At 35.7% G+C, this 12,565-nt stretch carries 11 protein-coding genes and 1 riboswitch; of the genes, 6 read left to right on the forward strand and 5 right to left on the reverse strand.

Translation table 11 applies throughout. The features are described 5' to 3' along the window. From ABC371_RS16470 to ABC371_RS16480, 3 genes are all read left to right on the forward strand, one after another. Entirely contained in the window at positions 1-1,269 is a 1,269-nt protein-coding gene (locus ABC371_RS16470; protein ID WP_412897770.1) for an erythromycin esterase family protein, read from the forward strand. Positions 1,270-1,621: 352 nt separating this feature from the next. Further along, a riboswitch (cyclic di-GMP riboswitch) is annotated at positions 1,622-1,706 on the forward strand. Between the two features lie 129 nt (positions 1,707-1,835). Then, on the forward strand, positions 1,836-3,422 hold the full coding sequence (locus ABC371_RS16475; protein ID WP_412897771.1) for a putative bifunctional diguanylate cyclase/phosphodiesterase: 1,587 nt from the start codon (positions 1,836-1,838) through the stop codon (positions 3,420-3,422). Between the two features lie 49 nt (positions 3,423-3,471). Next, complete coding sequence (locus tag ABC371_RS16480; protein ID WP_412897772.1) at positions 3,472-4,479, forward strand: IS1595 family transposase; 1,008 nt, start codon at positions 3,472-3,474, stop codon at positions 4,477-4,479. 30 nt (positions 4,480-4,509) lie between these two features. Here ABC371_RS16480 and ABC371_RS16485 read toward each other — a convergent pair whose 3' ends face one another. Beyond that, the gene (locus ABC371_RS16485) at positions 4,510-4,905 is read right to left on the reverse strand and encodes a DUF5412 domain-containing protein (protein WP_412897773.1); all 396 of its coding nucleotides are present in this window, start codon (positions 4,903-4,905) and stop codon (positions 4,510-4,512) included. A gap of 108 nt (positions 4,906-5,013) precedes the next feature. On the opposite strand from ABC371_RS16485, the gene ABC371_RS16490 reads away from it, so the two are divergent. The 3 genes from ABC371_RS16490 to ABC371_RS16500 all read left to right on the forward strand — a co-directional run bounded on the left by ABC371_RS16490 (position 5,014) and on the right by ABC371_RS16500 (position 8,476). Further along, a complete protein-coding gene (locus ABC371_RS16490) occupies positions 5,014-5,742 on the forward strand; it encodes a PilZ domain-containing protein (RefSeq protein WP_412897774.1) in 729 nt (242 codons plus the stop codon). 53 nt (positions 5,743-5,795) lie between these two features. Beyond that, entirely contained in the window at positions 5,796-7,475 is a 1,680-nt protein-coding gene (locus ABC371_RS16495) for a diguanylate cyclase domain-containing protein (RefSeq protein ID WP_412897775.1), read from the forward strand. Between the two features lie 296 nt (positions 7,476-7,771). Further along, on the forward strand, positions 7,772-8,476 hold the full coding sequence (locus ABC371_RS16500; RefSeq protein ID WP_412897776.1) for a tubby C-terminal domain-like protein: 705 nt from the start codon (positions 7,772-7,774) through the stop codon (positions 8,474-8,476). Between the two features lie 136 nt (positions 8,477-8,612). On the opposite strand, the gene ABC371_RS16505 is transcribed toward ABC371_RS16500, so the two are convergent. From ABC371_RS16505 to ABC371_RS16520, 4 genes are all read right to left on the reverse strand, one after another. Further along, positions 8,613-9,797, reverse strand: a complete 1,185-nt coding sequence (locus ABC371_RS16505; protein ID WP_412897777.1) for an NAD(P)/FAD-dependent oxidoreductase — start codon at positions 9,795-9,797, stop codon at positions 8,613-8,615. A 44-nt stretch (positions 9,798-9,841) separates the two neighbouring features. Beyond that, positions 9,842-10,258, reverse strand: coding sequence for a helical membrane plugin domain-containing protein (locus ABC371_RS16510; RefSeq protein ID WP_412897778.1), 417 nt, complete (start codon positions 10,256-10,258; stop codon positions 9,842-9,844). Between the two features lie 379 nt (positions 10,259-10,637). Next, the gene (locus ABC371_RS16515; RefSeq protein ID WP_412897779.1) at positions 10,638-10,811 is read right to left on the reverse strand and encodes a hypothetical protein; all 174 of its coding nucleotides are present in this window, start codon (positions 10,809-10,811) and stop codon (positions 10,638-10,640) included. A gap of 200 nt (positions 10,812-11,011) precedes the next feature. After that, on the reverse strand, positions 11,012-12,550 hold the full coding sequence (locus ABC371_RS16520) for a LysM peptidoglycan-binding domain-containing protein (protein ID WP_412897780.1): 1,539 nt from the start codon (positions 12,548-12,550) through the stop codon (positions 11,012-11,014). Positions 12,551-12,565: the final 15 nt, after the last annotated feature.

Consider the following 12,565-nt stretch of genomic DNA (forward strand, 5'->3'; position numbering starts at 1 on the left):
ATGGTAGATAAAATGATACAAGCGATACAACAACATTCTATTCCAATTAGAAATCTGAAGGAGGACCTAGAACAACTTGTTACTTCTATTAAAAATGAGAAATTCATTTTGTTGGGGGAATCCTCACATGGTACGTCTGAGTTCTACCAAATTCGAAAGGAACTTACCAAAAAATTAATTGTTGAAAAAGATTTTACTTTTATAGCTGTGGAAGGTGATTGGCCAGCATGCCAAGAGGTCAATCGCTATATCAAAGGGTATTCAGCTAAATATAACAATGCTCGTGATGTCCTTTTGACATTTAAACGTTGGCCAACATGGATGTGGGCAAATGAAGAAATCATTGACTTAATTGAATGGCTAAAAGAATATAATCACGATAAAACGAGTGAAAAAAAGGTTGGCTTTTATGGAATTGACATCTATAGTTTATGGGAATCCATGGATGAAATTCTAAAGTATTTAGAAAAACGCAACTCTCCTGATCTCGAGGTCGCGAGAAAGGCGTTCGCGTGTTTTGAACCCTTTAATCGTGAAGCAGAAAAGTATGCATTGTCATCTACGTTTTATTCCGAAGGCTGTCATGAAGAAGTCACAAAACTATTATCGGAAATAAGTGTAAACAAACATACCTATCATGATTCAGAAGAAAGTAGTTTAAACGTAGAGGTAAACGCACTTATCACGGCTAATGCTGAAAACTACTATACAACAATGATAACGAAGGACAATGAATCATGGAATATCAGAGACCGTCACATGGTTGAGGTGATCCATAAAATAGATTCCTTTTATCACCAACAATCCAAAGGAATCATCTGGGAACACAACACACATGTTGGGGATGCACGTGCAACAGATATGGCGAATGAAGGACTTGTAAATGTCGGACAACTTTTGAGGGAGCAGGTCGGTTCTGAAAACGTATATATTGTTGGTTTCGGTACACATCATGGTACGGTTATTGCAGCTATTGAGTGGGGTGTAAACTTTCAAAAAATGAATACACCTCCCGCAACTACAGGAAGTTGGGAAGACCTACTTTATAAAGCGGGAAATTACGATAAACTCCTAATTTTTACGGATAAAAACAGATATTTATTTGATAACTCAATTGGTCATCGCGCGATTGGCGTTGTCTATTATCCACAATATGAACATTATGGGAACTATGTTCAATCGGTCATCTCTGAACGTTATGATGCGTTTATATTTGTAAATCACACAAATGCTTTAACTCCACTTGAAGTAACAGGCGTGTTAATTTAATCAAATTCAGCAGGATTTCCATACTGATGGGATGAATGCAAATAGGTGCTAAACTAAGCTAAAAACTCCTGAGATTCTTGCTCGCTCGACACCTAGCGTTGTAAGCGTTAGATTTTCTAGGGCGGGCTCTTCTACTCAACCTACCCCTAATCCTGCCTCCCTTAAGATTTTCATAAATTATCAAAACAATGTGATAAAAAGCTCAGATACTGGAAATTATTTGGGGTATTCTAAGAAGAATAGAGAGTCATTTTGCATTTAAATGGTATTTTGTCAAAAGCTGTTGAATATATAATATTTTTCTAATATTATTAGTTAGTACTAAAGTAATACATATAGTCAATAAGTATTACATCGATAAAGGCAAACCTATCAAAAGATAGGGACGCAAAGCCACGAGCCTAAAGCACTCATGCTATGGTAGTCGGGTTACCGAAATGATGGAGAGAAAAGGAAACTCCCGTTTTTCGGTGGAGTTTCTTTTTTATTATAAATGAAATTTGAATGAAACCAACGAAATTTAATCAGAAAAGAAGAACTTCTAGATTTTCCTGGGGGTGGAAAAAATGAAATTATTCGATCGACTACGAAAAAAACACCATGAAGTTGATTTAAAGAGAAAAAAGGTAATTGATGCTTATTATGAAAGTCTTTCAACTAGCAGTATGGAAACATTTGTAGAGGACATCGCAATAACATTTAATGAAAATGAAAGGCTCGATTATTATCGAGTTATTTCGAACCAATTAGGTTTGGCTTTATTTACAGTTGATCTTAAAAAGAGAGAAATTGTTTATGTTTCTAGAAGAATAGAAGAAATCTTGGAAATTACAAAAGAAGAATTAACAATCGACTATTGGAAATCTCTTTGGTATAAAGAGGGAACCTTAGATTTTTCAGCAATCTATGGGAGATTAACCAAAGAAGGTAAAAATACACATACGTACCGAATTATAACCCCAACTGGTACGGTTAAATGGATTAATGAAACGACAGTCGCCGTTGATGACGAGGAAGGGAATATTGAAAAAATTGTAGGTGTAATAGAAGATTGCACCAACGCTTTGCAACTAGAACAGAAAATAAATTTTATCACCACTCACGATGAACTGACGAATCTACCAAACTTTTTAAATGGAAGTAATCATATACAAGAGGTCATTGAAAGATACAAAACTAAGAGAGAAAGATTTGCTTTGTTTTGTGTGAATTTAGATGGGTTTAGCCGTATTAATAATACATTAGGATTTAAAATAGCGGACGAAGCTTCTAAGCAATTATCTACTAAACTTGAAAAATACCTAAATAAAGGTGTTTTCCTTTTCCGTTCTCAAGGGGATGAATGGTACGCTGTTGTAGAATGCTCAATGAAGAATGAAGAGTACATGAGTCATGCGAAAGAGATTATTGATATTATTCAAGCTCCTCTTCAAATTCAGGATTATTCGATTCGAATTACAGCTAGCATTGGAATTAGTATTTATCCGGATGACGGAGAAAATAAGGTTGAGCTTATAAAAAATGCAAACACCGCATTAAAACGAGCGAAAAAGCATGGTGTAGCAAACTATCAATTATATGCTGCAAATATGAATATTGAATCGTTTAAAACCTTTCAATTAGAGACAGATTTACAGAGTGCGATTAAGAATGGTGAATTGTATATCGAATACCAACCAAAAGTGGATGTTAAGTCGCAAAAAGCAACGAGTGCAGAGGCACTTATCCGTTGGAAACACCCACTTTGGGGAGAAGTTTCACCGATGGAATTTATCACGATTGCCGAAGAAAGTAATTTTCACCGTGAACTCTCAGAATTTGTTATTGATACGGTATGTAAGCAAGTTGGTCAATGGGAAAAACGAGGCATTCAATTTAACACGGTTTCATTTAATTTATCAGCTAAGGACTTTTTAAAAAGCTCATTAATTAGTACGTTAAAAACGACAATTAATAGGTATCATATCAATTCAAAGCATCTGGAAATTGAGCTCACAGAAGGTACCTTGTTACAAGAAACAAGTGTTGTTCAGGATCAAATTGAGCAAATAAAAGCGATGGGCATTTCACTATCGTTAGACGATTTCGGGACGGGTTATTCTTCCATCCATTATTTGAAGAGGCTGTTTTCGTATAGATTGTTGCTTTCTTGACCATATTAGTAGAACGTTGATATAATACGGTTTCAGGAGGCATTCAACTATGTGGAAAGACATCTATAAAGAGTTCGGTGAACTATCAGAATCAGAGAAATTAAAGCTATTTAATGCTATGAAGGAAGATTTATTTCCTGACGAACCTAATAAAATTACCGAGTTATTAAATAGCATCCGTGAAACACGTTTTGCATCAGGATTAGGTTGTGTTCATTGCGGTAGCACATCAGTAAAACGAAATGGTAAATATCGTTCAAGACAACGCTATCTGTGCAACGATTGCGGAAAATCTTTCAATGATATGACTAATACACCGTTTTCAGGTTCTCGTTATCCTGAGAAGTGGGTAAAATACATCGAAATGATGGTCGAAGGATATACCCTGCCAAAAATCGCTGAACGATTAAAGATTCACCTATCCACTGCATTTTATTGGAGACATAAAATTTTGAATGCATTAGGAAGTAACGGATTTAATCAATTGCAAGGCATCGTTGAAAGTGACGAGACATTCTTTCGTGAGTCAATGAAAGGTCGAGATATTCCTCACAGAAAGGCGAAAAAACGTGGAGAAAAAGACGAAAAGCCAGGGATTTCTAATCTCAAAATTGCCGTTGTTGTAGCACAAGACAGGAACGGAAGTGTAATTGCTCGTAAAGCTGGAACAGGGCGTGTGAAGGCTGAGGAAATCGATGCTGTTATTGGCGAATACATTCACCCGTCTGCTTTACTATGCACCGATACAGCTACCAACTACAAGAAGTTTGCAAAAGTGAAGAAACTACAACACGAAACAGTGAATGAACGTCGAAAAGAACGAGTGAAGAAAGGGATATATCATATTCAACACGTTAATAATTTTCACCATCGTCTAAAAGATTGGATGGAACGGTTCCAAGGTGTTGCGACTAAATACTTAGATAACTATCTCTACTGGTTCCGTTGGCTTGAATTAGGGAAGAGTTTAGCATTTGAAAAACGAGTGGAGCAAATGCTTATTTCAGCTTGTCGAAATTCTGTTATTACAACTGTTGAGATGTTAAGAAGAGCATAAAAAAGACCTCAAGGAAGAGGTCGATTTATTTTACTGATTTCTAAAGTCGAATTTGTCTTTCGGTACATTGAGAGTATGTCCGTTAATGACCACTGTGTCATTATCTATCCATTCAATATCTGCCGTTTCTTCTCGATAGTTCCAGTAGATATTTTTTGTCTTTTTATTTTGTTTATTAAGTACAAGTTCTCCTCGTATAGAATACGAGACAGTAGCACCGCCGTCAGTGAGGTATGCCTTTAGCGTGTAAGTACCATCAGGAGATGTTTCCTCTGTAAGGTATTCTCCAGTAGGTAATCTATTCATATCAAAAAATGCCCAATATACCCCGTATCCAATCACACCTAAGAATAAAGCAATTCCAATAAAAGCATACATTAGAGCTTTGTTTCGTTTTTTCTTTCTTTCTATTAGTTGAGCGTTCAAATTTAATCCCCCGATATTATTGTTTTATTGGCTACAATTACATTATATCGGAAAATTCAAACATTACAATTTTTATCCAAAAAGCAACAATCTTTTAGAAAACAGCCTTTGAAGAAACTGCCTTCTGATATCATTAAAATTGATCGGTCCTTTATTCAACACATTCATAAAAATGTAGAGGATAAAATTATCGTAAAATCGATTATTGAGCTTACAAAGGGGCTAAATAAAACGGTCGTTGCAGAAGGGGTAGAAAACGAGGAACAATTTAGTGTCCTGCAATCATTGGGATGTGATTTGATCCAAGGCTACTATTATAGCAAAGCGGTTTCCGCCAAAAGGATGACTGAACTTTTTAAAATGAATCAGATAAAGCCGGCGAACAATAAGTCCAGGGCTCCAATGAATCGTCGTAAATATTATCGAGTGAGCTTTCCTTTTTTTCCGTTACATACCGAAATGACAATCGTATCCTTTAACGGAAAAGCTGTTACCCTTGGCACAACGGATGTGATGGTTTTGGACATTGGATTGGGTGGGTTGCGTTTTGTAAGCCATTTGAAGCTTAAGCCACATACCGATATTTTGTATAATTTTAAGACAACCCTTTTGGGTAAAGAAATGATTTTAAATGGAACGATCGTTCGATATGATGAGAAAGAACAAGATATATTTGAATATGGTGTAGAGTTTAAAATGGAAGAATCTCATCGTGATGAATTGGCATCAGTATTAAATAAAATCATTTTACAAATGAAGCAAAATCCGCAGTTTAATGATGGGGATTTTATTGACGAAAATCCTAGTAGCTATCTTTCAAAAATACAAAGGCGCTAACCTAGGTAGGTTGCGAAAATGAACAAACGATACCAACAAAATGGAGATGACGAATGCAGGAACTACAAAATCAATTTTTCAATCAAGTGCTAATGGAAGGTATTAAAGAACCATTATTTATTGTAAAAGTGGACGAAAATTCTGAGTTCTATTATGAATTTCTGAACCATACAGCGATGGAGAAAACAGGTTTTACTGGAGATATAATCGGAAAATCTATCTCTGAAGTTTATCCGAGAGAAAGAGCGGATTTCCTTAATGAACAATATAGACTAGCCGTTTCAAAAGCAGAAAGTATAAAATATACAGATTCATATAACTCGTTATTTGGGGAGAAGTATTATTCCGAAACGACATTAACCCCACTAATAGATAGGGGTACTAATCAATGTACACATGTTATTGCACTTGTTCATGATATTACGGAGAAAAAATGGGGAGAACTCGAACTACGGGAATATTGGAAAAAGGTAAATGAGAGCAATCAGAAGTACAGTTCACTTTACAAGAATAATTCGGATGCGATTATCACATTTAATATAGATGGTGAAATCATAGAAGGTAATGATAAGGTTGAAGATTTAACAGGCTATAGCATGGATGAAATTGCATATTCTGATTTATCTGCTTTATTCGATCGGAAAAATGTTGAATTATTGCAAGCGAACTTTAAGAAAGCTATAGAAGGTGAATCATTAGATTTTTCGTTAATAATGAACAAGAAAACAGGTGAGCAAATCGAGCTTGTTGTGAAATTCACCCCGATTATTGTAAATAACCAAGTGGTTGGGATTTTTTCGATGATGAAGGATATCACAAACCTCATCTACATCACACGAAAATATATGGACACAAAACAACGTCTTAAAATTATTACTGAAAAATCACAGGACTTGATCACAATCCTGGATACACATGGTTTTATAGTTGATGCTTCACCATCACATAAACATTTATTAGGCTATGAGCAAGAAGAATTACTAGGTAAACATTTTACCCACAATATTCATCCTGAAGATAAATCTCTTTTAGAGGAAACGATTTTACATGCGATTCATAAGGACAAGTCTGGAAGAATTCATATAAGAAAAAAGCATGCGGTTAACGGGTGGATGTGGTTTGATATGAAGGCAACCCCTGTCTTTAATGAAGACGATGAATTCATTTATACAGTTTGTGTATCTAGCGATATTCAATCACAAATGGATTATGAATCTGAACTGAAGCATCTTGCATTCCATGATTCGATGACGAATTTGCCGAATCGAAGGTATTTAAAAGATTTCTTGAAAAAATCCGTAGATGATTACGTAAATGACAAAATAAATGGACTTGTCGTTGGAATGATGGATCTCGATCATTTTAAAACAATAAACGATGAAATGGGACATGATGCTGGAGATACTGTCATCATAGAATTTGGGAATAGAATCAGAAAAAATCTCCGGAATATCGATTTTATTGCACGTCTAGGTGGAGATGAATTTGTCATTGTATTACCTGATACCCAAGAAGACGAACTAGGGAATATTGTTGAAAATATACAGAAGACTATACACGAACCTTGGTCCATTGGGGATAAAACATTCCATTTAACAACAAGTATTGGGATTGGAATCGTACCTAAAGATGAAACTTCCATTTCCTCTATATTAAAAACAGCTGACATTGCTCTCTATGACGCAAAAGAAGCGGGGAGAGACACCTATAAAATAAAAACGGTAGGGACTTAGGGACAGGTTTACTGTGCAAGAATGAAAACCTAAACGCAAATTTGTGTTTAGGTTTTTTGATGGAATGATTAAGGATTTGCACTTCAAGCAATAAGGACTCAATTAGTCCGATAACAATGTTCGAAATAATGTACTATTTTATGCGTAAGTTTCCAAAATGGTCGATAGAGAACCGAACCCATTATGTCTTACCAATTACTTGGTATGATAGAAGATGCAATTATTTAAATATGACAGCAATACTGAAATATGAAACTTTTATAGGAATCTAATCGTAATTGAATAGAGGTGAAAAGATGATTGAATTAATGTTACTCTTTGTTTTATTGTTATTAACAGCACTTGCTCGTTATATAGTCTTTGATGCATTTGAACCACTAATGTTTGCAATGATATTTCTACTTCCTGTCGCATCTCTTGCCATTTTTTTGATAAGTAAACGACTCGCAGATAAAGAGCGTTCTTTTCAACCTAAAGATATTGAAGAGTGGTCATTTTATAATATACAAAAGTCATTATCGATTAAAAAACCACTTTTCAAAGGGAAAGAGAAGAGAGGGTATGTACAACGTTACTTTCCTCACAAATGGCAATATGCTTTAAGTGATATTTTTAGTTTTAGCTGGTACTTATGCTTAGAAATTCAAATTGATCATGAACTTTATACTGTGCATTGGTTTCGTGAAAAATGGTTTTCCCAACAAGATCAGTGGAAGATTTATAAAAACGGAGAACAAATTGGTAAGGCAAGCACACAAATCAATTTTACAAATACTGCAAAATTAAAAGAAGCCATTCAGTTTAGTTTTCATGACAAAACGTATATATCTTCTGCAACGACGATAACATCAAACATAACATTAACCCTTGATGAAGAGACAATCGGAATCTTAAAACGGAACCATATCTTAAGTAATGTACATGTTATCGACGTACAAGGACATCAGCCAGAATGTATCGTCGCATTACTTATACATTCATATTTTTTCAAAAACAAATGAAAATAACGAAGAAATTTCTTCCTTGTCTAGGGTTTCACTCCTAGCCACAGACCATAGAAAAGAGTAAGGAATAGACAAAAGAAAGCCAATTTTCAAAGATAGGAAAATTGGCTTTCTAAGGTTATTAACTTAAATCTTAATAGGCTAAGCCGTAAAGGGCTTTGATATGAGATAAGTAACGAACATGACTTGCTTCTTTCATTAATGTTGCTGGAAGACCTTTTAAAGGAATATTGTTTCCGCCAACAGATGCTACGCCGTCTTTACGGCCAAGACTAGCAAGCGTACCCGAGTTGATTGGGTTAAATTCTTCAAGCTTTTGACCTTTAAGAGTAGCGAACAGGTTAAAGCCACAAGTTTCACCCATTTGCCAAGCATTTTGAGCAGTAGGCGCATATAATGGGCGACCTCCATCAGCTGGAAGTGATACAGACGCGTCACCAACCACAAATACTTCTGGATGTGATTTAGAACGTAAAAATTCGTCAATGACTGCTTTACCACGATCACATTCAAGACCAGATTCTTGAACGATTGGAAGAGCCGCAACTCCACCTGTCCAGACAAAAGTGTTCGCTTCGATGGTAGAACCGTCTTTAAGTGAAATTTTATTTCCTTCAACGCCTGTAACAGGTAGACCAGTTAAGAAATCAACTCCACGTTTAGCTAAACTTTCAGTTGCACGCTCGATTAAGTTATCGGGAAGTACTGGTAAGATTTTAGGACCTGCTTCAACTAATTTGATGTCTAGGTCATTAAAGTCAACACCATATTTTCTAGCTACTTCAGGGAAGTGGTCTACGATTTCACCAACTAGTTCAACACCCGTTAAACCACCACCTCCAATAACAATTGTTGCATCTGCTAGATTCTTAGATTGTGCATAAGCGGCGATTTTACTTTCAATGTGTTGGTAAATGCGGTTTGCATCTTCAACTGATTTTAATACAAAACTGTTTTCCTCAAGACCTGGGATTCCAAAGTAACCAGTTTGACTACCAAGCGCAACGACTAAGTTGTCGTAATCCAATACAGAACCATCCGCTAGGTGAACTTCTTTATTGTCTACTGAGAAAGATGTCACTTCGCTTATTACCACGTTTACATCTTTATTTTTGAAAAGTTTTGTTAACGGGAAAGAGATTGCTTGTTCGGTCGTTGTACCTCCCGCAAGGCGGTGTAATTCCGTAATGAGTTGGTGAGTAGGGTATTTATTCACCACTGTAATTTGCGCTTCTTCTTTACTTGCATATTTACGTAATGTTAGAGCAGTTAATAATCCACCATAACCTGCACCTAAGATGACGATTTTTTTTGACATGATTTATCCTCCGTCCTTACTAAGTAATAAAAGGGTACTTATGATTAAGCTTTACGTTCAGCTTGTACTTCTAGAAATGCGCTAACAAAGCGCAACATTTTTTGTGCTTCTGGATCTTTCAATAATTTTAAAACACCAAATAGACCGATCACTTCATTTGAAGCTTCTGCACGGTCTTTAGCTTCGATAGCCGTTGCTGCAATGTTTTTAACTGAGCCGATAACAGGTTCAGAAATTTCTTTGATAGCACTTACTGTATCATTTTTTAGGACATCGTCCGTAGCCACTAATTGAGCTAAATCATACGTTTTTGTTAAGAGATTTACAGCCTCTGTTAACTTTGGTAGTTGCTCGACTAAAGCAGTGAGCGATTCTTGAACTTCAGGTTTTAATAATTGATCAAGTAATTCTGTTTTCTCTGTGCCTGTAGCCTCTTTTTCTTGAGTCAATACTTCTGACATTTTCAATTCTCCTTCATCGTTGAATTTCTACTAAGCATTATCTGGTATAAAAATGCTGTTAGATCTAGAAAAATGTTCACATATTCACATTTGAAGGGGAAGACATGAAAGTGTATTCCAATTTCCTTGTTTTCCGGTGGTAACGGGAATTTTACAAGTTTTTCCCTTAAACGATATATATATGACATTAATATGACATTTTAACTATAACGCAATTTTCGTATTTCGTAAAATGCATTTGATTCATGTAAGATATACCTTTTTTTAATGAGAAAGGCTATTTATACTAAAATTTTCCAGAAGTTAGTTGTGGAAAAGTGAACATATTAACAAAATTAAAAAAATGGCTGGATATATCAGCCATTTTGATAGTAATAATCTAGTTATGTATTTGTTGTTGAACCTGTTGTAAAATTTGTTGCGCTTTTTCTAGTTCACTTTGGGCAAAATGACATGCCTCAGATTCAATACTATTGGAATTAACTTGTTTTAAATGATGGTGTGCATTATGAATAATATCTTGGGCTTCCTGTAATTTGCTTTTAAAGTTCAATGTAGTTCATCCCTTCTTTTAATCGTTCTCTTCTATCATATCTACTCTTCAATTTTTCTTATTTCTTTTGCTGTTTCAGAAGACTTAGAAGTTGGTATTGTATGACTTTTTTTAGTATTTGTGTCCCAGATACTATACGTAATCTTATTTTGTGAGTTGTTTTTGTTTTTAGACATATTTTTTATCCTTTCATCTAATATTTAAAAAGCAAACACATGGTTCCCGATCGTTTTTGAAACTGTACGGCTTCTAAGATAGGAGCTTGATGTTTTATCAGGATTGTAAAAAAATAAGGCTCCATTTGTTGGATCTTCTCCACTAATAGCTCGTTTGGCTGCTTCTATATGTTGTGAATGTGGAGTGGCGGTATTTATCACACCGGTTTCTGCTGGTGTAAATTGATAATATCCATTGCTTTTTTCAAACAAAACATCTTTTACGGTATTAGGAAATAGAGGGCTTTTTACCCGGTTCATGATAACTGCACCAACGGCGATTTGACCTTCAAGTGATTCACCTCTTGCTTCACTATAGATCATTTTTGCCAACCACTCGACATCCTCTTGATTATATGCTGAGCGTTGTTCTGACGAAATAGAATTATTAGCCGGAGCCTTCGAACTACCAGAAGGAATCGCTAATTCCTGACCGACCTCTAATAAATTTGATGATAAATTGTTTGCTCTCTTGATAGCATCCACTGTGGTTCCATTGCGCTTGGCAATTGTGTATAGCGTATCTCCAGGCATCACTTGATGAGTATTATCATCAGTTTGAGTTTGGGGCGGTGTACCGCCATTAGAAATTGTTAATGTTTGTCCAATCTGTAAAAAATCCGAAGATAAATTATTTGCCGTCATGATAGCGTCCACTGTTGTACCATAAAGCGTGGCAATACTATATAACGTATCCCCTGGAGCAACTTGATAGGTTGTAATCGTTTGAGTAGGAGAATATGTTTTACCAGAAGGAATCGTCAAAGTCTGTCCAATACTTAATACATCGGAAGACAGTTGATTGACCTTTTTGATACCATTCACTGAAGTACCATGACGCTGCGCAATGCTGTATAACGTATCTCCCGAAACAACTTGATAGGTTGTAGTCGTTTGAGTAGGAGATGATGTATTACCAGAAGGTATCTTCAAAGTCTGTCCAATACTTAATACATCGGAAGACAGTTGATTGGCCTTCTTTATACCATCCACTGAAGTACCATGACGCTGCGCAATACTATATAACGTATCCCCTGAAACAACTTGATATGTATTGTGAGTTGGGATTGCTATTGACGTACCACCAGAAGGAATCGTTAACGTCTGTCCAACCTGTAAAAGATCCGAAGTTAGATGATTTGACTCTTTAATGGCATTCACTGTTGTGCCATACAGTTGTGCAATGCTGAATAATGTATCACCAGCAGAAACCGTATAAGATAAAGAGGCAGTATGTGAAGGTGTACTTGTTTTTTTGGCTGCAGCAGCTTTTTCTGCAGGTAGTGCACCAATGCCTAGAATGGATAACAAGATTCCTCCAGCCATCACTTTCACGGTTTTAATTTTTAAAGAAGGTAGCTTTCTTTTGACAAAGCTAATTGCTTCATTCTTTATACTTGACCCCTGAACTTTGGAGATCGTCCCTAATTCTGCAGAGAATTCTGTTGTGTTTTCATTTAGATATAAGACTACTTCAATTCCTTGTTCTGTTTCATTGATTTTATAATGAGTAAAAGTCTCCATGTCATTCACCCTCCA

Source organism: Bacillus jepli (genome assembly GCF_047238305.1).
GTDB lineage: Bacteria > Bacillota > Bacilli > Bacillales > Bacillaceae_L > Ferdinandcohnia.

Bases quoted from the DNA above. Each gene is read 5' to 3' on its own strand.
- ABC371_RS16470 (WP_412897770.1), top strand. From the start codon at position 1: ATGGTAGATAAAATGATACAAGCGATACAACAACATTCTATTCCAATT.
- ABC371_RS16475 (WP_412897771.1), top strand. From the start codon at position 1,836: ATGAAATTATTCGATCGACTACGAAAAAAACACCATGAAGTTGATTTA.
- ABC371_RS16480 (WP_412897772.1), top strand. From the start codon at position 3,472: ATGTGGAAAGACATCTATAAAGAGTTCGGTGAACTATCAGAATCAGAG.
- ABC371_RS16495 (WP_412897775.1), top strand. From the start codon at position 5,796: ATGCAGGAACTACAAAATCAATTTTTCAATCAAGTGCTAATGGAAGGT.
- ABC371_RS16500 (WP_412897776.1), top strand. From the start codon at position 7,772: ATGATTGAATTAATGTTACTCTTTGTTTTATTGTTATTAACAGCACTT.
- ABC371_RS16505 (WP_412897777.1), bottom strand. From the start codon at position 9,797: ATGTCAAAAAAAATCGTCATCTTAGGTGCAGGTTATGGTGGATTATTA.
- ABC371_RS16510 (WP_412897778.1), bottom strand. From the start codon at position 10,258: ATGTCAGAAGTATTGACTCAAGAAAAAGAGGCTACAGGCACAGAGAAA.
- ABC371_RS16520 (WP_412897780.1), bottom strand. From the start codon at position 12,550: ATGGAGACTTTTACTCATTATAAAATCAATGAAACAGAACAAGGAATT.